A 22720-nucleotide genomic window follows, 5' to 3' on the forward strand; every position below is an offset into this window, starting at 1 on the left:
CCATGCCTCTCCCCCGCGGCGCCAGCTCACCCAACTGGCGGACTAGGACGCCGTTGACGGGCGGGTGCCCACGGCGCCGGGCCGCAGCGTCTCCAGGAGCTGGTCGATCACGCCGGCGTCCTCGATCGTGGAGGGCACCACATAGTCGTCGCCGTCGGCGATTTGGCGCATGGTCTTGCGCAGGATCTTTCCGGAGCGGGTCTTCGGCAGGGCCTCCACGACCGTGACGTGCTTGAAATCCGCCACGGCGCCAATGTCGCGCCGGACCAGGGCGATCAGGTCCTTGACCAGGATCTCCTCCGGCACGTCCACCCCCGATTTGAGGACCACGTAGCCGCTGGGGCGTTGGCCCTTGAGGGGGTCCGCGAGTCCGATCACAGCGCATTCGGCGACGGCCGGGTGCTGGCCGATCACCTGTTCCATGGCGCCGGTGGAGAGCCTGTGCCCGGCGACGTTGATGATGTCGTCGGTCCGGCCCATCACGAAGAGGTAGCCGTCCTCGTCCTGGTAACCGGAGTCGCCGGTGGCGTAGCAGCCCTCGAAGGCCTGCAGGTAGGAGGAGATGTAGCGTTCGTCGTTGCGCCAGAGCGTGGTCAGCGTGCCCGGCGGCAGGGGCAGTCCCAGGACGATGTTCCCCTCGGTGCCGGTTTCCACCTCGTCGCCCGCGCCGTCCAGGATCCGCAGCCTGAAGCCGGGCATCGGAACGCTGGGCGAACCGGCCTTGATCGGCAGCCCGTCCAGGCCGCGAGGGTTGGCGCAGATGGCCCAGCCGGTCTCGGTCTGCCACCAGTGGTCCACCACGGGCACGCCGAGGACGCGGGACGCCCAGTGGAACGTGTCCGTGTCCAGCCGCTCGCCCGCCGCAAACAGGGTGCGCAGGCTGGAGATGTCGTATTCTTCGAGCAGCTTTGCCTCGGGGTCGGCCTTCCGGATGGCCCGCAACGCGGTAGGGGCGGTAAACAGCACGTTGACCTTGTGGTCCTGGATGACCCGCCAGAACGCGCCCGCGTCCGGGGTGCCCACCGGCTTGCCTTCATAGATCACGGTGGTGGCGCCGGCCAGCAGCGGCCCGTAAACAATATACGAGTGCCCCACCACCCAGCCGACGTCGGAGGCAGTCCACATGACGTCGCCGGGGCCGACGTCGTAGATATTCTCCAGCGTCCAGCTCAGGGCGACGGCGTGGCCCCCGTTGTCCCGCACCACGCCCTTGGGTGACCCGGTGGTGCCCGAGGTGTAGAGGATGTAGAGGGGGTCCGTGGCTGCGACGTCGACCGGGGCGGCGGGCTCGGCGGACGCCATCGCCGTGTCCCAGTCCAGCCAACCGGCGTGGTCTGCAGCGGACGCGGTGAAGCCTTCCCGTGCCTTGACCAGCACGGGGGTCTCCGGCGCGCCGGCCAGTTCCAGCGCTTCGGCGACGGCCGGGAGGTACTCGATCCGCCGCGAGGGCTCGATTCCGCCGGAGGCGGTGACCACGGCGGCGGGGTCGGCGTCCCGGATGCGGGCGGCGAGTTCCTTAGGCGCGAAACCGCCGAAGACCACCGAGTGGATCGCGCCGAGCCGGGCGGTTGCCAGCATGGCGATGGCGGCCTCCGGGATCATCGGCATGTAGATCACCACGCGGTCGCCCTTGCCGACGCCGTGGCTGCGCAGCACCCCGGCGAAGCGAGCGACGAGGTCGGTGAGCTCGGCGTAGCTGAAGCGCTGCTGCGTGCCCAGCATGGCGGAGTCGTAGATCAGGGCGTCCTGGCCGCCGCGGCCCTCCGCCACGTGGCGGTCCAGGGCGTTGTAGCAGGTGTTCAGCACGCCGTCGGGAAACCAGCTGTAAAGCGGCGCGCGGCTGGAGTCGAGGGCCCGGCCCGGCGGCGTGCTCCAGTCGATCTTCCCGGCGGCCTCAAGCCAGAAGTCCTCCGGCTGCTCAACGCTGCGCTGGTAACTGTCCCGGTAGCTCTTGGTGACCATGAAGTAATCCCGTCCACGACGTTGTGATGCAGCTCATGGTAGCCCTGCTGGGGTCCTTCCACAAGGGCTGTGTATACACCGGACACTTGGATCTGGCTCTTTTTGCTGATTAGGGCCGGAAAGTGTGGCCTATTCTGCCGATTGTGTATACACTGGACGGGTCAGCCGAGGAAGGAGACCATCATGCGCGCCAGTGACAAGGCCTACGCCGCCCTGCGCGACGACATCATCGAGTGGCGTCTCCTGCCGGGAACAGTCCTCGCCGAGGTCGAACAGTCCGAGCGGCTCGGCATCTCGCGGACCCCGCTGCGCGAGGCCCTCAGCCGGCTCAGCGCGGAAGGGCTGACGACGACGGCGGGCGGCCGCGGCGTCGTCGTTACCGACATTTCCCTCGAGGACATTGACGAACTCTTCGAACTGCGCGAAACCCTCGAGGGCAGGGCCGCGGCGCTGGCCGCCGAGCGCGGCGATGCGGCGACATTCGAGCAACTGCGTCGCGAGCTCCTGCGAGCGCCGGAGCTGATCAATGGCACAGACCCCGCACGCCATGACTACTACAGCCTGGTCGGGCGGCTCGACGCGGCCATCGACGCCGCTATTTCCAACTCCTACCTGGTCCAGGCCATGCGCAGCCTGCGCGTTCACCTGGTCCGGGTGCGCCGGCTGGCGGCCGACGACGCCGAGCGCCTCACCGCAGCGGCCGCCGAGCACGCCACCATTGCCGAAGCCATCGCCGCCGGCAACCCGCGGCTCGCCGAGGCCGCCACCACGCTGCATCTGCACCGAAGCCTTTCCCACGTCAAAGCCACCCACGTACCTCACTAGAAGGAGCACCATGGTTAAGGAACACCACGTCCGCGTTTACAAGAGCGAGGAAAACCTGGCCCGCGAGGACCAGCTCGCCTATAAGATCGCCAAGGTCGCCGCGGATCCCGTCGCCGTCTCCGACGAGGTCACCGACATGGTGATCAACCGTGTCATCGACAATGCTTCGGTGGCCATCGCTTCCCTGAACCGCGCCCCGATCGTCGCCGCCCGCGCCCAGGCACTCACCCACGGTCCCAGCACCGGCGGCAAGGGCTCGAAGGTGTTCGGCATCGAGGAGCGCGTTGCTCCGGAATGGGCGGCCTGGGCCAACGGCGTCGCCGTCCGCGAACTCGACTACCACGACACGTTCCTGGCCGCGGACTACTCCCACCCGGGCGACAACATCCCGCCGATCCTCGCCGTCGCCCAGCACGTCGGTTCCAGCGGCAAGGACCTGATCCGCGGCATCGCCACCGGCTACGAGATCCAGGTCAACCTGGTCAAGGCCATCTGCCTGCACAAGCACAAGATCGACCACGTAGCGCACCTGGGCCCCTCCGCCGCCGCCGGCATCGGCACCCTGCTGGGCCTCGACGTCGAGACCATCTTCCAGTCCATCGGCCAGGCGCTGCACACCACCACCGCCACCCGCCAGTCCCGCAAGGGCGAGATCTCCACCTGGAAGGCCCACGCCCCCGCGTTTGCCGGCAAGATGGCTGTTGAATCCGCCGACCGTGCCATACGCGGCCAGACCTCCCCGGTGCCGATCTACGAAGGTGAAGACGGCGTCATCGCCTGGATGCTCGATGGCCCCGACGCCAACTACACGGTGCCGCTGCCCGAGGACGGCGAAGCCAAGCGCGCCATCATGGACACCTACACCAAGGAACACTCCGCCGAGTACCAGGCACAGGCGTGGATTGACCTGGCCCGCAAGCTGCACGGCGAGCACCCCGAGGTCACCGACCCGGCCAACGTCGAGTCCGTGCTGATCAAGACCAGCCACCACACGCACTACGTGATCGGTTCCGGCGCCAACGACCCGCAGAAGTACAGCCCCACGGCAAGCCGGGAAACCCTGGACCACTCCATCCCGTACATCTTCACGGTGGCCCTGCAGGACGGGGCCTGGCACCACGTCGATTCCTACGCCCCGGAGCGCGCAGGCCGCCCGGACACGGTGGAGCTGTGGCACAAGGTGACCACGGTCGAGGATCCGGAATGGACCCGCCGCTACCACTCGCTGGATATCGCGGAGAAGGCCTTCGGCGGCTCCGTGGAGATCACGCTCAAGGACGGCACCGTCATCACCGACCAGATCGCCGTCGCCGACGCGCACCCGCTGGGCGCCCGGCCGTTCGCCCGCGAGCAGTACGTCAACAAGTTCCGCACCCTCGCCGCCGGCCTCGTGGCCGAGGACGAGATCGAGCGCTTCCTGGCCGCCGCCGCGCGGCTTCCCGAACTCGCCGCCGGCGAGCTCGACCAGCTCAACATCAAGGCAGCCGACGGCGTGATCGACCTGGCAGCCGCCCCGAAGGGACTCTTCTAATGCTGTATTCGAAGACCACGCCGGAGCAGAAGCGGATCCGGTTCCGGGAGCTGCTTGCTTCCGGAACGATCCAGCAGTTCCCGGGTGCGTTCAACCCGCTCTCGGCCCGGCTGATCGAGGAAAAGGGATTCGCGGGGGTGTACATCTCCGGCGCCGTCCTCGCCAATGACCTCGGCCTGCCGGACATCGGCCTGACCACGCTCACCGAGGTGGCCACCCGGGCCGGGCAGATCGCCCGGATGACGGACCTGCCCTCGATCGTCGACGCCGATACCGGTTTCGGCGAGCCGATGAACGTCGCACGCACCATCCAGGAGCTCGAGAACGCGGGCCTGGCCGGCTGCCACATCGAGGACCAGTTCAACCCGAAGCGCTGCGGCCACCTCGACGGTAAGAACGTTGTGGACCTCGACACCGCGACCAAGCGGATCCGGGCCGCGGCCGACGCCCGGCGGGATCCCAACTTCCTGATCATGGCCCGGACCGACATCCGGGCCACCGATGGGCTCGAGGCGGCGCAGCAGCGGGCCAAGGCCCTCGTGGAAGCCGGCGCTGACGCGATCTTCCCGGAAGCCATGAAGGACCTCAGCGAGTTCCAGGCCATCCGCGACGCCGTCGACGTGCCGATTCTGGCCAACATGACCGAGTTCGGCAAGAGCGCGCTGTTCACGGTCGACGAGCTGGCCGGCGTCGGCGTCAACATGGTCATCTACCCGGTAACGCTGCTCCGTAGTGCCATGGGCGCTGCTGAGCGTACTCTGGAATCGATCAAATCCGACGGCACCCAGGAGGCACAGGTTTCGAGCATGCTGACCCGTGCGCGTCTCTACGACCTCGTCGACTACGAGGCGTACAACCGCTTTGACACCGGGGTCTTCAATTTCCAGATCCCCGGCATCTGACACCCCCACCGGACTGCCGGCCCCGGCCGGTCAACAGGCGTTAGGAACAAAGGAGTTTCAGCATGGCTGAAAATGAGATCAAAAAGGGCCTTGCCGGCGTCGTGGTGGACTACACCGCGGTGTCCAAGGTCAACCCGGACACCAATTCCCTGCTCTACCGCGGCTACCCCGTCCAGGAGCTGGCAGCCAAGTGCAGTTTCGAGGAAGTGGCCTACCTGCTCTGGAACGGCGAGCTGCCGACGCCGGAGCAGCTGGCGGAGTTCACCGCCGCCGAGCGCGCGGGACGTGCCCTGGATCCGGTCGTCAAGCAGGTCATCGACGCGCTGCCGATCACCTCGCACCCCATGGACGTCTGCCGCACCGCGGCGTCGGTGATGGGCGCCCGGCACCCGCTCGCCGAGGACTCCTCGCGGGAGGCCAACATGGCCAAGGCCGTGGACCTCTTCGCCGCCATGCCGGCGGTGGTGGCCTACGACCAGCGCCGTCGCCACGGGCAGGCAGCGGTGGAGCCCCGTGACGACCTGGGCTATTCCGCCAACTTCCTATGGATGTCCTTCGGCGAGGAGCCGGTCCAGGAAGTAGTGGAGGCCTTCAATGTCTCGATGATCCTGTACGCCGAGCACTCCTTCAACGCCTCGACCTTCACGGCGCGGGTAATCACCTCCACGCTCTCGGACCTGCACTCGGCCGTGACCGGCGCCATCGGGGCGCTGAAGGGGCCGCTGCACGGCGGCGCGAACGAGGCGGTCATGCACACCTTCGACGAGATCGGCATCCGGCAGGAGGAGTCGCTCGACGAGGCTGCGGTGCGGGCGAAGGCCTGGATGGAAGATGCCCTGGCGCACAAGAAGAAGGTCATGGGCTTCGGCCACCGTGTGTACAAGCACGGCGACTCCCGGGTGCCCACCATGAAGGCGGCCCTGGACAAGATGATCGCGCACTACGGCCGTCCGGAGCTGCTGGGGCTCTACAACGGACTCGAGGCCGCGATGGACGAGGCGAAGGCGATCAAGCCGAACCTCGACTACCCGGCCGGACCGACGTACCACCTGATGGGATTCGACACCCCCACCTTCACTCCGCTGTTCGTCGCCAGCCGGATCACCGGCTGGACCGCGCACATCATGGAGCAGCTGGACTCGAACTCGCTGATCCGCCCGCTGAGCGAATACAACGGTGTCGAGGAACGCCACGTGCCGTAGACAGCATGACTTAGCCAGTGCGAGCAACAAAAAAGCGCGGGCCGCCCACCTCCGGGAGGTGGACGGCCCGCGCTTTTTGTGGCTAGCCCTGCATCCTCAGGCTGAGGATCATGGCCTTGAGCTTCTTGTACTCCGGGCTCCGCATAAAGTCCTTGGCCTCCGCCAGCGAGTTGAAGATGGGGTCATCGTTCCTCTGGCTTTGGAAGGTGCGGTCGGCAAAGGACAGGGTGCCCTTGGGCGCACCGGACACGAAGGAGAACATCTTGCAGCTGTCCTTCACTTGCCCGGTCACATTGTCGACCAGTCCAACCTGGTAGTCGAAGGCGCCGCCGTCCGCCCGCATATCCAGGACGCGGTAGGAAAACCGCACTCCACTGGCCTGGGCCCACGGCGTGTCCAGGGCCGGCGCTGTGTCGAGTTCCGTCATTTTGTACGGACCCGGACCGCAGGCGCCGCCGACTGCACCAGTGGCGCCGTGATAAAGCTCGGCCACCTGCATCCTGGCTTCGTTGAAGACGATGATTTTGGTCCCCGGGAACTCGGCGGGCCGGTCCGTGGATTCCTCTACCGTCCAACGGTCAGGCAAGGTGAACGAGACCCCGGCCGAAGCGCTGACGTAACGCCCGTTGGTGACTCCGCTGACCGTCCCGTCCGTTGCGGGCGCTGTGGTTGCCGACGGCGTCGCGGATTCCGACGCCGTGGCGGTGGGCGACGGTTCCGTCGTGACGGTGGCGGATTCGGTCGGCGTGGATACTGCCGCCGTCGAGGCCGCAGCGGGGGCCGGGTCGGCGGGCCGCATATTGCCGGCGACGGCGACGCCCCCGGCAACGGCCGCCAGCGCGACGATAACGACGGCAGCCGCCAGCGGCCAGCGGCGGCGTGTACCGTTTACGGCCGGCTGTTCGTCGTCGTAGGACTCCCCGCCCGTAAGGTCGTGCTTGCTTGAATCCATGCCTTGCCCCCAATGTGGTCCGTGTGCCGCTTGCCGGCGAGCGAAGGAAGTGCCTGGATCGCCGCTGAGCAATGTTCGAAGCCTAGGCTACCGGCCGAGCCGCGGCATTCCCCGCACCGAGTTTCGAGTCGCGGAAATATTCGTCGCGGGCGCCGGGCCTCAGCCCTGCGCGGTCCTCTGCGTGGAGGGGTAGCGGATCGACGCCACCGTTTCGTTGTCCTCGTTGAGGACCACGACGACGTCGATGGTTTCGCCGGCCAGCGCCGGTGGTAGCCAGTGCCCGGCATCCTGCCACATGCGGTGCAACGGAAGCTCCCCGACGCCGAACCATTCGGGCGTTATTTCCGCGCTTTCGGCGGGTTCGCCGTTCCAGCGCCGGGTGGTGAAGAGCCGGCAGGCCATGTTCCATGCCGGCCGGGCGGGAAAGATGAACTCGACGTTGCCGGCGTGGACCAGGTCCTCCTGGAGCACCACGACGCCGACCTCTTCCCAGACCTCGCGGACCACGGCCTCGGCGTCGCTCTCCCCCGGTTCGACGTGGCCGCCGACGCCGACGATCTTGCCGACGCCGAACCCGGTCCTTTTCAGGCCCAGCAGCACCTCCGCGCCGCCCGCCGTATCGCGGAGCAGGAAGCAGAGGGTCACTGGTGTGAGGTTCATGTATTCCAGCCTAATAGCCGCCGGCACCGAAGTTACCCGGCCGCCGGGCCCTCGCCGACCAGCTTCGGCCGCAGTTTGACCGGAATTCCCTTGGCCGCGAATTCCTTGTCCATGGCCTGCTGCGCGGTGAGTCCCTGGTTGTTCGTCGCCTGGAACTCCCAGTTGAAGACGTAGGCCCACTCCTGCCGAACGTCACAGAGGAAACGGCCGTTTTGCAGCTTGGCAATCTTGTACCACGCGTTGCCGCCGTCGAGCTTGAGCGCCCGGACGCCATCATCGGAAATGGAGTAGGCGAGCCAACCGTCAGCACAGCCCAGCACGGTGTAATAAGCCTGCTCGGCGGCGGGGATCGCCTTGATGGCACGCGTCTGGTCATTGCGCTGCTGGTCGATATTGGACAGCGTGCACGCGACGCCGCCGGTGCTCAAAGCTGCGGCGCTCGTTGGAGCGGGAGCGGCTGTGGACGTGGGCGCCGTCGGGGTGGCCGAACTTGGTGAGGGGCTGGCAGGACTCGGTGCGGGGCTTGCGGAGGCGGTCACCGTTGGGACCCCGGTCTGGGCAGGGCCGGGCGCCGATTGCGGCATCAGGTTCCCGCCGATCACCACTGCGGCAACGACAGCAGCAGCGGCCAGCACGGTTGCCGCCGCGGCCCGGACGGTTTTGCGTCGTGCCGGTGTCCGCCCTGCGGGTGTGCGCCCGGCCAGTTGGACAATGTTGGGATCCGTAGAAAAGACGGCAGAGCGGGCAGCATCGCTCCCCGGCGCCACGCCCGGTGCACCGACACGCGGCTTGGCGTCCTTCATGAGCTGTTCGATGCGGTCCATGGCTAGTCCTTCCGTTCGGTCATGAGATGGGTGGGCGCGGCCTTCGCGAAGGCCCGGCGTGCCCGGTGCAGTCGGACTGCAGCGGCGGACGGAGAACATCCCAGCGCCTGGGACAGTTCAGCGGTGCTCAGTTCGTCCCAGTAGCTGAGCATGAGGACCTCGCGATCCCGCTCCCTCAACCGCGCTAGAACGTCCGCTACGGCGGCGCGTTGTTCAGTGTCTGGCCCTGGAACCTGGCTGCGGGCCTCATCTTCCAGCCGATCGACCAGTTCCTGGCGGCGACGGCGGCCCTTGTATTCGTTGCCGATCACGTTCCGGGCGGTCGCCAGCAGCCAGCCAATACCGGGTGGTTCCGGCAGCTGCTTTTCCCAGGCAATCCTGAAGACATCCGCAGCCAGTTCCTCGGCGCGGTGCCGGTCGCTGATCCGGCAGGCAATGTAGCGGTAGACCCGCACTGAATGTTGCGTGTGCAGGTCAATGAACGCTTGCTCTTTGGCAGCCAACATGGTGCTTCCCCCGGACATCGGATGACTTCTTCCTGAAGACTAAGTGTCCTGCGACGGGTTTTTTCTTACATCGGCCACTAAAAACATTCAGGAGCGGAAATTCTGGCAGGATGTCGTGATGCCCTTCACTTTGCGCGAACCCGCGCTGCCCGAGGCACTTGAGATCGCTGATCTGCACGTGGCCACGTGGCGGGAGACGTATTCACGCTTACTTCCTGAGGACTTCTTCACCGAGGAGCATGTCCGGAGCCGACACCAGATGTGGAACAGGGTCCTCGGGAACCCCCGCGTGGAATGGACTATCAGAATCGCGGAGAGCAGAGGACAGATCATCGGCTTCGCGTTCGCTGGTCCCAGCCTCGACGCGAGGGGTCAGCAACTCCCCCGCGACCGGCAGCTCTACAGCCTTTACGTGTTGGCGGAGCACCACGGCACCGGGGTGGGACAGGCCTTGATGGATGCGACCGTGGGCGATGGTGGGGCCATGCTGTGGGTCGCGAAGGACAATCCCCGTGCGGTGGCGTTCTATCGCCGCAACGGCTTCGATTTCGACGGTACGGAACAGAGGGACCCCGGGGCTCCAAAGATCGTCGACGCACGCATGGTGAGGTAGGGACCGTCAGTTGATTAGTCGATCAGACCGGTTGGAGAAGGCGCCCTACCAGCGTGGTTCCCATCGCCGAGGACCAGTCCGGGTCGGTTGCTTCAACGGCAGGGATTTCGTGCCCGACCCTAAATTCATACCAGTCCGGAAATTCATACCAGTCCGGGAGGGGATCCTCCGGCAGTTCCAGTCCAAAATGTTCGCCTGCACGATCCTCTGGAAACGGCGCGGGCACACTCCCGTATCCCGTATGCCCTGGCAGTCCTTGGTGGGACTGGGTGTCCGACTCCGCAATGAGCGTCGGCAAGTGGGGTGGTTCCCAATCCTGGTGTTCGCTGGCGTAGTGCCGGCCGGTCGGTGAGGTCCAGCCAGGCGGGTGGTCTTGACTGGCTTGGGTGGGTGCCCAGGCGGTGGTGTGTTTGAGGCGGTGGTGTTTGCGGCAGGGTTGGCCGAGGTTGGCGATCCCGGTGGTGCCGCCGTCGGCCCAGGCCAGGAGGTGGTCGGCGTCGTTGTCCAGGGACAGGTTGTTGCAGCCCGGGAACGGGCATTTGCCGTCACGCAGGCGCAGCCACTGCCGCAGGGCCTTCGGGACGCGGTAGCTGGTGCGGCCGATTTCCAGCGGGGCGCCGTCGCGCGGGTCGGTCAGGACCCGGTAGAACGAATCGGCGCCGCCCGCGACCAGACGGCGGGCCATCGACGGCGGGATCGGTCCGTGCCCGTCCAGCATGGCAGGTTCGTCGGTGACTCCAAGCAGGGAGAGGGCCGGGACCGTGATCAGGACCTGTGCCCGCGGCGCCGGGACATCCCCGGCCACAGCCTCGCCCCCGCCGCCGCCCGCTTCGCCGCCCCCGTTGCTCAGCAGCCAGGTGGCGGCAACGTCCGCGCGGAGCTGGCTCAGGGTCCGGACCTCCGAAGGGTTTTGCAGGGCCCGGGCCGCGCTGGTGATCCGCTCCCAGATACCGGCGGCCGAGTCGGCCGGAAGATACGCCGAAAGCCAGGCCATCCCGTCCCGGTCCGGGCAGTATTCGACCCGACGGTCCCCCGCACTCTTGGTGTGGCGCGACTCTACGCTGACCGGGTGGTGGTGTTCGCGCCAGCTACGGGCCTTGGCCCGAAACCGGCCCGGCGCCAACTCCCCGGCCGGGCATCCACGCGCCGGATCTGGTGCCTCCGGGTCCAGGAAGTGGGTCTCCAGCGCCGCCGCCCCGGCCGGATCCAGGCCCTCGGCTTCGTCGACCATGATCCGGGCGTGCTGCCACGAGATGGTTCCGGCCTGCAAGGCTGCCAGGGTTAGAGGCAACGACGTCGTGAGTGCCCGGCTTTCGTGCAGGAGGGCTCCGGCGCTCCGTTCGCTCACGGAAAGCACACATGCGACCTCGGCTACCACGGCCATCTCCTGCGCTCTCGAATCCCGCGGCGTCGCCGCGGGCTGTGCCAGGGCTTCTGCGGCCTGCAGGTAAGCCGCTGCGAGCCTGACCTTCAGTGCGGCGGTCCGGGCCTCCAGCCGGGCCACCTCGGCCAGACCGTCCAGGCAACCATCGACCAAGGCCCGCAGCGGATCGGTATGCTCTTCGCCGTCGCTTAAGACGGCAGCCAGTGCAGCGACAGAGTCGGCAACGGCTGCCAGTGCCTCACCAGTCTGCGCATTGAAAGCCACACCGCTTTTCATACCCCCAGCCTACGAACGAGCACCGACATTATTGATGGCGGTGCGTCGCATCCTGCCGGCCGGCAAGCTGCCGGCCGCACGCCCGGCAGGCCAAGCAAGCCAAGCGGATCAGGCAGGGTAGACGGCCAGGCCGGGCAGTCGAGGCGGTTGCCTACCCCAGCGCTCTCGGATGCGCGGCGGCGTAGATCTCGCGCAGCGTGTCAGCGGTGACCAGGGTGTAGACCTGTGTGGTGGTTACGGACGCGTGGCCCAACAGCTCTTGCACAACGCGGACATCCGCCCCGCCCTCGAGCAGGTGCGTGGCGAAGGAGTGCCGCAGGGTGTGGGGCGAAACGTCCTTGGTGATGTTGGCCTTCTCGGCCGCGGCTTTGAGGATGGTCCAGGCGCTTTGGCGGCTGATCCGGCCGCCCCGGGCGTTCAGGAAGAGGGCCGGGGTGCCTTTGCCCTTGGCGGCCAGCAGCGGCCGGCCGCGGACCAGGTAGGCGTCCAGGGCGCGTGCTCCGTAGGATCCCAGCGGCACCAAGCGCTCCTTGGAGCCCTTGCCGAACAGCCGGACAATCGCCGGGCCGGGCTCGTCGTCCCCTTGGAGCGAGATGTCGTCGACGTCGAGGCCTACGGCCTCGCTGATGCGCGCCCCGGTGGAATACAGGAACTCGAGCAGGGCGCGGTCGCGCAGTCCGGTCGCAGTGTCGGTCCCGGCCGCTTCCAGGATGCGGGTCACCTCATCGACCGTGATGGCCTTGGGCAGCCGCTTTCCGGGCATCGGCGGGTGCACATCGCTGGCCGGGTCGGCGGGCGTGACACCTTCCAGCGCCCAGAACTTGTGCAGCCCGCGAACCGCCACAACCGTGCGGGCGGCCGAGCGCACACCGAGGGCGGAACCGCCGTCGGACCCGTCGGAGAGCGCCTGCACGAAGCCGGTCACGTCGCGTCGGGTGATCTCCTCCGGGCGCTGGCGGCCGGCCCTGGCGAGGTGCCGGGCGTAGCGCGCCAAGTCGCGTCGGTAAGCGGAGAGGGTGTTCGCGGCCAGTCCGCGCTCAACCCCCATGTGCTGCAGGTAGTCGGTGATGGCGCGGTCGACGGCGGTCAGCGGGCGGGCGGGCGCCGGCTTCGCCGCGGGCTCGACAGCGGCAGGAGGTTCAGCGGCGGGAGGTTCGGCCGCCAGCAGTCCGGTCATCAGCGCTGGCTGGGGTGGGCCGGCCACGGCGCGTCGGCCGGGCGGAGTCCCTGGAACCCGTCGGACCGGGCCGCGGCGGCGGCGAGGATTCCGACGACGGCGGAGGGGTTGTGCAGCCGTCCGTCCAGCACCGCCGAGACAGCCGCGTCGAGCGGGATCCAGTGCAGCTCGATTTCCGCTTCCTCGTCGGTGCGGACGTGCAGTTCGTGGCCGGGGACGTCGCTCAGGTCCCGGGCCAGGTAGATGCGGATGGCTTCGCTGGAGGAACCGGGTGAGTTGAAGAAGTCCGCCAGCACGTTCCACGTCCCGGCCACCAAGTCCGATTCCTCGGCGAGCTCCCGGGCTGCCCCGGCCACGAAGTCCTCGCCCTCGACGTCGAGCAGCCCGGCGGGGATTTCCCAAAGGGCCATGCCCACCGGGTGCCGGTACTGCTTGATCAGCAGGATCTCGCCGTCGTCGTTCATCGGCAACACGGCCACCGCACCGGGGTGGTCGATGTAATCACGGACCAGTGGCTCGCCGTCGTCGCTCAGCTGGAAACTGTCGCTGACAACGTCCCAGATCCGGCCTTCGTAGACCTTCTCGGAAGACAAAAGACGGCGCGGGCTCGGCTCATCCGAAACCTGCCGTGCAGCATTGGGGGTCTCAGACTGACCGGGCATCGCGCCGTCCTTTGATTCAGTTGGGAGTTACTTTGACTCTGCCGGAGTCGACTTGGCGGCCGCAGCCTTGCCAGTGGCAGCGGCAGGCTGGCCCGCGCCGTGCTGGCGGTCCAGGGCAGCCTTGACCAGCCCGGCGAACAGCGGGTGCGGGCGGGTGGGCCGTGAGCTCAGCTCCGGGTGCGCCTGCGTGGCCACGTAGTACGGGTGGACTTCACGGGGAAGCTCGACGTACTCGACCAGCTTGCCGTCCGGCGAAGTTCCGGAGAAGACGAGGCCCTGGGCAGCGATCTGCTCGCGGTACTTGTTGTTGACCTCGTAGCGGTGCCGGTGGCGTTCGCTGACCGTAGTGGTGCCGTAGGTCTCGGCGATGACCGAACCCTCGTCCAGCTTCGCCTCATACAGGCCCAGGCGCATGGTGCCGCCCAGGTCGCCCTTGCCGTCGACGATGTCGAGCTGCTCTTCCATCGTGGCGATGACCGGGTACTTAGAGTCCGGTTCGAACTCGGACGAGGAGGCGCCCTCCAGGCCGACCACGTTGCGGGCGTACTCGATCACCATGCACTGCAGGCCCAGGCACAGGCCCAGCACCGGGAGCTTGGTTTCGCGGGCGTACTTCAGGGCGCCGAGCTTGCCCTCAAGGCCGCGGATGCCGAAGCCGCCAGGGACGCAAATCGCGTCCACGCCGGCCAGGGACTTGACGGCACCGTCGTGGGTTTCGCATTCGTCCGAGGGGACCCAGCGGATCTTGACCTTGGTGTCGTTTGCGAAGCCGCCGGCACGCAGTGCTTCGGTCACGGACAGGTAGGCGTCCGGCAGGTCGATGTACTTGCCCACGAGGGCAATCTCAACCTCATGCTTGGGGTTGTGGACGGCTTCGAGGAGCTTGTCCCAGCTGGTCCAGTCGACGTCCTTGAACGGCAGGTCCAGGGCGCGGACGATGTAGGAGTCCAGGCCCTGGGAGTGCAGGGTCTTGGGGATGTCGTAGATGCTCGGTGCGTCCGGGCAGCCGATCACGGCGTCGATGTCGACGTCGCACATCCGGCCGATCTTGTCGCGCATGGCCTGCGGGACCTCGCGGTCGGAGCGGATCACGATCGCCTCGGGCTGGATACCGATGGAGCGCAGCGCAGCGACGGAGTGCTGCGTCGGCTTGGTCTTCAGTTCCTGCGAGGGCCCGATGTAGGGCACGAGGGAGACGTGCAGGAAGAACACGTTGTTCCGGCCGACGTCCTGGCGGACCTGGCGTGCGGACTCGAGGAACGGCTGGGATTCGATGTCGCCAACGGTGCCGCCGATTTCGGTGATGATGACGTCCGGAGCGTTCTTGCCCTCGGCGGGGAGCCGCATGCGGCGCTTGATCTCATCGGTGATGTGCGGGATGACCTGGACGGTGTCGCCGAGGTACTCGCCGCGGCGCTCCTTGGCAATGACCGTGGAGTACACCTGGCCGGTCGTGACGTTGGCCGAGCCCTCAAGGTTTTCATCGAGGAAGCGCTCGTAGTGGCCGATGTCGAGGTCCGTCTCGGCGCCGTCGTCGGTCACGAAGACTTCGCCGTGCTGGAAGGGATTCATCGTGCCCGGATCCACGTTCAGATAGGGATCGAGCTTTTGCATTGTTACAGACAGGCCGCGTGCCCGCAGGAGGTGACCGAGGCTCGAAGCCGTCAGTCCCTTACCGAGCGAGGACGCCACACCACCGGTTACGAAGATGTGTTTGGTCGTCTTGGACGAGCCCGGGAACCGGGAATTTACACGGGAATTTGATCGCTGCACCACGGAATTTGAGCCTATCATCAATTCGGCCGTCCTAGGGTCGATAAATCACCGCTGTGATGGTCATCCCAGTCCCGGCGCGCCGGAAGATCGATCAGGCCTGCGGCAGCAGCTTCGCGTCGTCCAGCAGTTCCTGCGCGTGTGCCCGGGCCGATTCGGAGTCTTCCTGCCCGGCGAGCATGCGGGCCAGCTCGCGGACCCGTTCCGCCTCGTCCAGCAGCTGGACATCGCTGGAGGTGAAGCCGGTCGCCGTCGCGCCGTCGGCCCCGCGCACCGAGGTCTTGGTGACCCGGATGTGCTGGTCGGCGAAGGCCGCCACCTGCGGCAGGTGGGTGACCACGAGGACCTGGACATGCCGGGCGAGCATGGCCAGCCGGCGGCCGATCTCGACGGCGGCGCGGCCGCCGACGCCGGCGTCGACCTCGTCGAAGACGAACGTCGGTACCGGGTCGACGGCGGCCAGCACCACTTCGATGGCGAGCATCACGCGGGAGAGCTCACCGCCGGACGCACCCTTGCCCAGCGGCCGGGCCGGCGCGCCGGAGTGGGGCTGCAGCAGGAAGGAAATCTCGTCGGTGCCGAACGGGCCCAGCTGCTCACCGGGGTCCACATTGATGACCAGGGTGGCGTCGGCCATGGCCAGCGCGGTCAGCTCGGCGCTGACCCGGGCTGAGAGGTCCTTGGCGGCCTTCTTCCGGGTCTTGCTGATGGCCGCGGCCTGCTTGCGGAGGTCGGCCTCGGAGCGGGCGACCTCGGCGTCCAGCGCCTCGATCCGGGTGGAGTCGTCCTGGAGCTCTTCGAAACGGGCCCGGGCCTGCTCCGCCCAGAGCAACACCTCGTCGATGCTGGGGGCGTACTTACGCACCAGCTTGGCCAGCGCGGCGCGCCGGTCCTCGATCTCGGCCAGGCGTTCCGGCCCCTCAGTGTCGAGGGAGGCCTGGTAGCTGGCCAGGTCGCCGGCGATGTCGTTGAGCAGGAAGCCCACCTCCGCCAGCCGGGCGGCGGCAGAGCCCAGTTCGCCGTCGTGTTCCGCGACGTGCTCCAGGGTGCGCTTTGCGGCGTCCACCAGCGTGGTGGCATCGGCGTCCTCGCCGAAGTCCTCGGAGATGAGGGCCTGATGGGCGGTGCTGGCTGCGATTCGGAGCTCTTCGACGTTGGCGAGCTTGACGGCCTCCGCTTTCAGCGATTCGTCCTCGCCGGGCTGTGGGTCGACGGCGTCGATCTCGGCAAGGGCTGCCTCGAGGGATTCCGCCTCGCGCAGCCGTTCGCGGGCGGCACTGCGGAGTTCGTCCAGCTCGGCCTGGCTGGCCTTCCAGTGCCCGTGCAGCTCCTGGTAGGCGGCCAGGGAACCGGCCAGGCCCTCCCCCGCAAACTTATCCAGGGCTTCGCGCTGCGCCACCGGGCTCTTGAGCCTGATCTGGTCCGACTGACCGTGGACCACCACCAGCGTCCCGCCGATCTCGGCGAGGACTCCGACCGGCGCGGCGCGGCCGCCGAGGTAGGCGCGGCTACGCCCGTCGGCACCCACGCTCCGGGCGAGCAGCAGTTCGGCGCCGCCGTCGAACTCCTCGACCTCGGCTCCGGCCTCGCGTGCCCGGCTGATCGCAGCGTGCCCGGCGTCGAGCTTCAGCACGGCTTCCGCGGAGGCGCTTTTCGCCCCGCTGCGGACGGCGCCGGCGTCGGACCTTGCGCCGAGCAGGAGGCCGACGGCGGTGACCACCATCGTCTTACCGGCGCCGGTCTCGCCGGTCACCACGCTCAGGCCGGGGCCCAGCGGCAGCGTCGCGTCGGTGATGACGCCGAGGTCGCGGATTCTCAGTTCTTCAAGCATGGGTCACTTCACAGTCGAGGGATCAGTTGGTGCTTCCGGATCCGCGCCGGGGCCCGCATGACGGGGCGTGGGCAGCGCGCGGCTGGGCCGCGGGGTGCGCACCACCGGCAGGGGCCCGGTGTGGATGGTGTCGGTCTGCGGCACCGGACCGCGCCAGCCCTGGATGGGGAGCTCGAACTTGCGGACCAGGCGTCCGGAGAACGGGGTCTGGTGGGTGCGGGCCAGCCTTACCGGCGTGGCCGAGCGGGTCACTTCCACGCGGGCTCCCGGCGGCAGGTCCACGGAGCGCCGGCCGTCGCACCACAGCACGCCCTGGGCGTCGGTGCGGTTCAGGATTTCGACGGCCAGCCGGGACCTGGGCGAGACCACGAGCGGCTTGGCGAAGAGGGCGTGGGCACTGATCGGCACGATCAGCAGCGCCTCGACCTCGGGCCACACCACGGGGCCGCCGGCGGAGAACGCGTAAGCGGTGGAGCCGGTGGGGGTGGCAAGGACGACGCCGTCGCAGCCGAAGGAGGTGAGCGGGCGTTCGTCTACCTCGGTGACCACCTCGAGCATCCGTTCACGGTTGCCTTTTTCGATGGCGGCCTCGTTCAGCGCCCAGGTGTGCCAGATCTTCTGCCCTCGGACCCACACCTGCACATCGATGGTCATCCGCTCCTCCACCGTGTACTGGCGGCTGGCGATCCACTCCACGGTCTGGGCCAGGTCCGCCCGCTCGCTCTCAGCGAGGAAGCCGACGTGGCCGAGGTTGACGCCGAGCAGCGGCACGTCCACCTCGCGGACCAGCTCCGCGGCGCGCAGGATAGTGCCGTCACCGCCGAGCACCATGACGAGTTCGACGTCGGGCAGTTTGACGTGGTCGTGCAGGACCTCGACGGGCTGGTCCAGCCGGCCGAAGAACCTGACCATGTCGGCGAGCTCGGATTTCTGCATCACCGCGACGAGGCCGGAGGCATGCAGCTGGGCGCACGCTTCCCAAGCGGCCTTGAGGGATTCCTCGCGGCCGGTGTGGGCAAGGATGAGGACACGCCTGCTCATCGGGTTCCGCCTTCTAGTGCTTCTAGTGCTTCTCGTGCTGCTCTGGCCAGATCGTTCCGAGTAACGCAGCAACGGCTGCGTCCCGCTCCTCGATCTTAGGCAGGTCTGTCCGGATCCCGCGTTTTATCCACAGGAAGTACTCCACGTTTCCGTCCTGGCCGGGCAGCGGACTCTGCGCGAGGCCCGCCAGGTCCAGGCCTGCGTCCATCGCCGCGGACGCCACCTTGGCGACGGCCATGCGGCGTTCCCGCACGGAGGTGACCACGCCGGTGCGGCCCAGCCGGTCCTTGCCGATCTCGAATTGCGGCTTGACCATCAGGACCAGGTCCCCGCCGGGCTCGGTGCACGCCGCGAGGGGCGCCACCACGAGGGTCAGCGAGATGAACGACAGGTCCGCCACGGTCAGCGCCGCCGGGCCGCCGATCATTTCCGGGGTCATGTAGCGGACGTTGAGCCCTTCGTGGACCGAGACCCGCGCGTCGTTGCGGATTTGCGGTACCAGCTGGTCATGCCCGACGTCGACGGCGACGACATGCGCGGCGCCGCGCCGAAGCAGCACCTCGGTGAAGCCGCCGGTGGAGGCTCCGGCGTCGAGGCAGCGCTTGCCGGAAACCTCGACGTCGGGAAAGGCATCCAGGGCGCCGGCCAGTTTGTGGGCCGCGCGGCTGACGTAGTCGTCCTCGCTGGTGGCGGCGACATCAAGGGCCATGCCGTCCTGGACCTGGAAGGAGGCCTTGGCGAGCACTTCGCCTCCAGAGCTGACCTTGCCCTCGCCGATCAGGCGCGCGGCATGGGTGCGGGACCTTGCCAGCCCGCGGCTGACGAGGGCCTGATCAAGCCTGGTCATTGCGGGGAGTCCCCCGCACGCTGTCCGGTCACGTCCTCGTTGAGGGCTGCCGCCAGCTCGTCGTGCAGGCCGGCGTAGACCTCGCCGTGGTCCGCGACCGGCAGCTCCGGCAGCGCGTTCAGGCGCACCAGCAAGGCATCTACGGCCGGATCGTCTACAGCAGCGGCGTCGGCGGGCGCAGGCCAGTCGATCCGGGCGTCAGCGCTTTCCAAATCGGCATCGGTGGAAGAACTTTGCTCGGTCATGCTCTCCAGTCTAGTGATCCAGCCACTCGAGGCCGGGCGCCAGGGCGGTTGCAGTTTCGGGGTTCGCAGCCCACCAGGCGGCACAGGCTGCACGCCACGAGTCGAGGTCCGCGGGATCCCCGCTGACGCGCACCGTGGTCCCCTCGACGAGCGCCGAAGCCGCTCCGCAACGGTAGCGTCCCTCGGCGTCGCGCTCCACCGCCGGGTAGGGGCGGTAGAGGTCGGTGAGGTCATTGATCACGAAAGTGGGGCGTTCCATGGTGCGCGCGGTGAGGATGGATTCCCTCGTGTCCACACCGGTCAGCACGGCCACCGTCGCGAAGCCGGCGTTGTTGCCGCCGAGGATGTCCGTGTCCAGCCGGTCTCCGACCACCAGCGGGCGGTCGGCCGCCAGGCGCTTGGCGGCAGCGTGGAACAGCGGCGCTTCGGGCTTGCCCGCGACGAGCGGTTGCCGGCCGGTGGCGGCGGCGACGGCGGCAACCAGTGTGCCGTTGCCGGGCGCCATACCGCGGGCCTGCGGAATGGACATGTCCGTATTGGTGGCCACCCAAAGGGCGCCGGCCGCAACGACGTAAGATGCCTCCGCGAGGTCCTTCCAGCCCAGATCCGGGTGAAAGCCCTGCACGACGGCGACGGGATCCTCGGCCTCACTGCGGACCGGCACTAGCCCTGCGAGTTCGATTTCGCGGGCCAGCGCCTCGCCACCGGTGATCAGGACGCGGGCACCGGCAGGCAGCAGCGAGGCCAGCAGTTCGCCGGCCGCCTGTGGCGAACTCACCACCTGCTGCTCCTCCGCAGGGGCGCCGAGCTCGCGCAGGTGCTGTGCAACCTCCGCGGGCGAACGGGAGGCGTTGTTCGTTACGTAACCCAGCCCGACGCCGATTTCCGAGAGGCGGCGGAGCGACTCCACGGCGCCGGGAATGGCGTGCGGGCCCGCATAGACGACGCCGTCCAAATCGGCGAGGAGCGCGTCGAACCGGGAAATCAGCTCAGCTTCGGCCATTGCGGACTAGTCCTCGACGCGTTCCGAGTAGTGGGACTCCCCGGCGTCGGCGTCACTGGATTCCGACTCCACAGGTTCCAGTTCGTCGGCTTCCAGTTCGTCGGCTTCCACGGAATCCTCGTCGGATTCGGCGTCGTCGGATTCGAAGAAGTCGGGCTCTTCGTCGTCGGAGCCGGCTTCAAGATCGCGAACAGCAGACTGCGGCGCGTCGGTCTCCGGGAGGCCGGCCACCGCTCCGGCACCGGCGGCACGGGGTGCGGCCTCGCCGGCGGCCTGCTGCTCGGACTGCTGCTGCAGGATCCGGCGGCGCTCCTTTTCCTCGCGGGCTTCCTCTTCCTCGTCCCAACCGAGGTCGATGATGTCCGGTTCCTCGTCAACGCCCATGCCCAGGGCCTTCTCGGCGACGACGGCCTGGCGCTGCCACTTCCCCGCTTCGGCGTCGCGGCCGGCCGCCGTCAAGGCATCGGCGTAGGCGCGGAAGAGCCGCGGGCTGTAGGAGAACGCGCGGTTGATGTCCAGCTGCGCGATTTCGAGCTCGGAGACCGCAGCGTCGAGCTGGCCGAGGTCGGTACGGGCGCCGGCCGCGACGATCGCCAGTTCCACCTTGCCCGGAGCGTCGAGGTCCTTGGCCTCTTCGGAGCGGGCCATGTCCAGGGCACGATCCGGGCGGCCGAGGCCACGCTCGCAGTCGGCCATCACCGGCAGGTGCATGTTGGATCCGCTGATCCGGCGGTAGGTGCGGAATTCCCGCAGCGCCTCACCGTAGTGTCCTGCAGCATACGCAGTCAGGCCAACGGCTTCGCGGACCGCTGCGAGGCGGCCGCCGCGGCGGCTCGCCGCCAGGGCGTGCTGGAAGGCGAGCTCAGGCTCCTCATCAAGAAGGCGGCCGGCCATCACGAGGTGGCGTGCCACCCATTCGGCGCTGTTGTCTTCAAGGGTCTTGATCTGGTGCTGCGTGGCCCGGTCGAGTTCTTTGCCGGTGACGTCCTCGTCGATCTGCGGTGAACGCTCACGGTCCGGGCGGTTAGCGCTGCGCAGGTCCCGGGCGTTCGGCTCGCGCACGGGGCGGTCCTCGGCGCGGTCACGGCCGAACTGGCGCGGACCGGACTCGGCGCGGTCAAAGCTGCGAGCCGGACGGTCCTCGCGGTTGCCGAAAGGCTTGCGATTATCCCCGCCACTGAACGGCTTACGGTCCCGGTCGCCGCCGAAGCTGCGACGTTCCCCACCCTCACGCGAGGGACGGTCACCAAACGGCTTACGATCACGATCGCCGCCGGCACCGGTGAACGGCTTACGGTCCCGGTCGCCACCGAAGCTGCGACGCTCCCCGCCCTCACGCGACGGACGATCACCAAACGGCTTACGATCACGATCGCCACCACCACTGAACGGCTTCCGATCACGATCTGCGCCGAAGCTGCGACGCTCCCCACCCTCACGCGACGGACGATCACCAAACGGCTTACGATCACGATCGCCACCGGCACCGGTGAACGGCTTCCGATCACGATCGCCACCGGCACCGGTGAACGGCTTCCGATCACGATCGCCACCACCGCTGAACGGCTTACGATCACGATCTGCGCCGAAGCTGCGACGCTCCCCGCCCTCACGCGACGGACGATCGCCGAACGGCTTACGATCACGATCGCCACCACCACTGAACGGCTTCCGATCACGATCGCCACCACCACTGAACGGCTTCCGATCACGATCGCCACCACCACTGAACGGCTTCCGATTACGATCAGCATCGAAGCTGCGACGCTCCCCGCCCTCACGCGACGGACGGTCGCCAAAAGGCCTACGATCGCGGTCGCCACCGGCACCGCTGAACGGCTTCCGGTCGCCAGCCGGCTTCGATCCGGCCGAACGGTCGTCCCTGGCGCGGAAACCGCGGGGATCACCCCCGGAGTTGCTCGTACCACGGAATCCACCGCCGCCAGAGTTTCGTCCCCCGCCAAAGTTGCCGCGGTCGTTGCCGCCGCGGTTGCCGTCGTTGTGCTCAGCCATGTTGGATTCCTCCTGTTATGAGCTGACCACTGGCGCAATCGCAGCCGCTCTGTTTCCGTGTTTCGTTCGCTACGCAACCCGAAATCAAGCGCTTCGAAGTCCGTACATCTCAATCAATTCTAGGCGAGACGCCAGCACCCGGCTAACGGCAGCGGGGCTTTAGGCCGATGCGGTGTCAAGTCTCACAGCCCAGCCGGACGGCGCTCACCCGGGCCTCATCACAGCTTGGGCTGCGGGACGGTTCGTCGGGTACTTGCCGGTACCGCGGGAGAGTTATGCGAGAGCGATCCCGTCTACCACGCAGGTGGTGAGGAAGTGTCCGCTGATCCCTCTCAATGGCACTGTTTGGGGTGTTAAAGGGCTCAGGCCCCGACACTGTGTGTCGGGGCCTGGCTGTAATGGTTGTCCGGCGGTGACCTACTCTCCCACACCCTCCCGGGTGCAGTACCATCGGCGCTGTGGGTCTTAGCTTCCGGGTTCGGGATGGGACC

General features: G+C 67.8%; 20 protein-coding genes and 1 rRNA gene. 5 read left to right on the forward strand and 16 right to left on the reverse strand.

The annotated features are described in order from the left end of the window. Positions 1-42: 42 nt before the first annotated feature. A complete protein-coding gene (locus tag AB4Y91_RS13260; protein WP_441418911.1) occupies positions 43-1962 on the reverse strand; it encodes a propionyl-CoA synthetase in 1920 nt (639 codons plus the stop codon). A gap of 183 nt (positions 1963-2145) precedes the next feature. On the opposite strand from AB4Y91_RS13260, the gene AB4Y91_RS13265 reads away from it, so the two are divergent. The 4 genes from AB4Y91_RS13265 to AB4Y91_RS13280 all read left to right on the forward strand — a co-directional run bounded on the left by AB4Y91_RS13265 (position 2146) and on the right by AB4Y91_RS13280 (position 6422). Next, positions 2146-2787, forward strand: coding sequence for a GntR family transcriptional regulator (locus AB4Y91_RS13265; RefSeq protein WP_441418912.1), 642 nt, complete (start codon positions 2146-2148; stop codon positions 2785-2787). 10 nt (positions 2788-2797) lie between these two features. Beyond that, complete coding sequence (locus AB4Y91_RS13270; RefSeq protein WP_441418913.1) at positions 2798-4318, forward strand: MmgE/PrpD family protein; 1521 nt, start codon at positions 2798-2800, stop codon at positions 4316-4318. Next, entirely contained in the window at positions 4318-5220 is a 903-nt protein-coding gene (gene prpB / locus AB4Y91_RS13275) for a methylisocitrate lyase (RefSeq protein ID WP_441418914.1), read from the forward strand. Before AB4Y91_RS13270 ends, prpB begins: the two co-directional genes overlap by 1 nt. 62 nt (positions 5221-5282) lie before the next feature. Continuing rightward, a complete protein-coding gene (locus AB4Y91_RS13280) occupies positions 5283-6422 on the forward strand; it encodes a bifunctional 2-methylcitrate synthase/citrate synthase (protein ID WP_441418915.1) in 1140 nt (379 codons plus the stop codon). Between the two features lie 82 nt (positions 6423-6504). Here AB4Y91_RS13280 and AB4Y91_RS13285 read toward each other — a convergent pair whose 3' ends face one another. The 4 genes from AB4Y91_RS13285 to AB4Y91_RS13300 all read right to left on the reverse strand — a co-directional run bounded on the left by AB4Y91_RS13285 (position 6505) and on the right by AB4Y91_RS13300 (position 9364). After that, on the reverse strand, positions 6505-7374 hold the full coding sequence (locus AB4Y91_RS13285; protein WP_441418916.1) for a hypothetical protein: 870 nt from the start codon (positions 7372-7374) through the stop codon (positions 6505-6507). 159 nt (positions 7375-7533) lie between these two features. Further along, a complete protein-coding gene (locus tag AB4Y91_RS13290) occupies positions 7534-8034 on the reverse strand; it encodes an NUDIX domain-containing protein (protein WP_441418917.1) in 501 nt (166 codons plus the stop codon). 32 nt (positions 8035-8066) lie between these two features. Then, the gene (locus tag AB4Y91_RS13295; RefSeq protein WP_441418918.1) at positions 8067-8858 is read right to left on the reverse strand and encodes a hypothetical protein; all 792 of its coding nucleotides are present in this window, start codon (positions 8856-8858) and stop codon (positions 8067-8069) included. Positions 8859-8860: 2 nt separating this feature from the next. Then, the gene (locus AB4Y91_RS13300) at positions 8861-9364 is read right to left on the reverse strand and encodes an RNA polymerase sigma factor (RefSeq protein ID WP_441418919.1); all 504 of its coding nucleotides are present in this window, start codon (positions 9362-9364) and stop codon (positions 8861-8863) included. Between the two features lie 118 nt (positions 9365-9482). Here AB4Y91_RS13300 and AB4Y91_RS13305 point away from each other — a divergent pair, with 118 nt between their 5' ends. Further along, positions 9483-9977 (forward strand): GNAT family N-acetyltransferase, encoded by a 495-nt coding sequence (locus AB4Y91_RS13305; protein ID WP_441418920.1) that lies wholly within the window; start codon positions 9483-9485, stop codon positions 9975-9977. A 22-nt stretch (positions 9978-9999) separates the two neighbouring features. Here AB4Y91_RS13305 and AB4Y91_RS13310 read toward each other — a convergent pair whose 3' ends face one another. The 11 genes from AB4Y91_RS13310 to rrf all read right to left on the reverse strand — a co-directional run. After that, on the reverse strand, positions 10000-11637 hold the full coding sequence (locus tag AB4Y91_RS13310) for a DUF222 domain-containing protein (protein WP_441418921.1): 1638 nt from the start codon (positions 11635-11637) through the stop codon (positions 10000-10002). A gap of 151 nt (positions 11638-11788) precedes the next feature. After that, on the reverse strand, positions 11789-12814 hold the full coding sequence (gene xerD, locus AB4Y91_RS13315; RefSeq protein WP_441418922.1) for a site-specific tyrosine recombinase XerD: 1026 nt from the start codon (positions 12812-12814) through the stop codon (positions 11789-11791). After that, a complete protein-coding gene (locus AB4Y91_RS13320; protein WP_441418923.1) occupies positions 12814-13476 on the reverse strand; it encodes an NUDIX domain-containing protein in 663 nt (220 codons plus the stop codon). Before AB4Y91_RS13320 ends, xerD begins: the two co-directional genes overlap by 1 nt. Positions 13477-13503: 27 nt before the next feature. Continuing rightward, positions 13504-15270 (reverse strand): CTP synthase, encoded by a 1767-nt coding sequence (locus tag AB4Y91_RS13325; RefSeq protein ID WP_441418924.1) that lies wholly within the window; start codon positions 15268-15270, stop codon positions 13504-13506. Between the two features lie 73 nt (positions 15271-15343). Then, positions 15344-17080: a DNA repair protein RecN gene (gene recN, locus AB4Y91_RS13330; RefSeq protein WP_441418925.1), complete on the reverse strand. Its 1737-nt coding sequence runs from the start codon at positions 17078-17080 to the stop codon at positions 15344-15346. Between the two features lie 3 nt (positions 17081-17083). Further along, positions 17084-18121, reverse strand: a complete 1038-nt coding sequence (locus tag AB4Y91_RS13335) for an NAD kinase (protein ID WP_441418926.1) — start codon at positions 18119-18121, stop codon at positions 17084-17086. A gap of 22 nt (positions 18122-18143) precedes the next feature. Then, positions 18144-18968 (reverse strand): TlyA family RNA methyltransferase, encoded by an 825-nt coding sequence (locus tag AB4Y91_RS13340; RefSeq protein WP_441418927.1) that lies wholly within the window; start codon positions 18966-18968, stop codon positions 18144-18146. Continuing rightward, positions 18965-19213, reverse strand: a complete 249-nt coding sequence (locus AB4Y91_RS13345) for a hypothetical protein (RefSeq protein WP_441418928.1) — start codon at positions 19211-19213, stop codon at positions 18965-18967. The genes AB4Y91_RS13340 and AB4Y91_RS13345 overlap by 4 nt, the downstream gene beginning before the upstream one ends. A 10-nt stretch (positions 19214-19223) precedes the next feature. Continuing rightward, a complete protein-coding gene (locus tag AB4Y91_RS13350) occupies positions 19224-20216 on the reverse strand; it encodes an HAD-IIA family hydrolase (RefSeq protein ID WP_441418929.1) in 993 nt (330 codons plus the stop codon). A gap of 6 nt (positions 20217-20222) precedes the next feature. Then, the gene (locus AB4Y91_RS13355; protein ID WP_441418930.1) at positions 20223-22229 is read right to left on the reverse strand and encodes a hypothetical protein; all 2007 of its coding nucleotides are present in this window, start codon (positions 22227-22229) and stop codon (positions 20223-20225) included. A gap of 404 nt (positions 22230-22633) precedes the next feature. Then, a 5S ribosomal RNA gene (gene rrf, locus AB4Y91_RS13360) occupies positions 22634-22720 on the reverse strand; the annotation flags it as partial.

The organism is Arthrobacter sp. YAF16 (assembly GCF_052113385.1).
GTDB lineage: Bacteria > Actinomycetota > Actinomycetes > Actinomycetales > Micrococcaceae > Arthrobacter.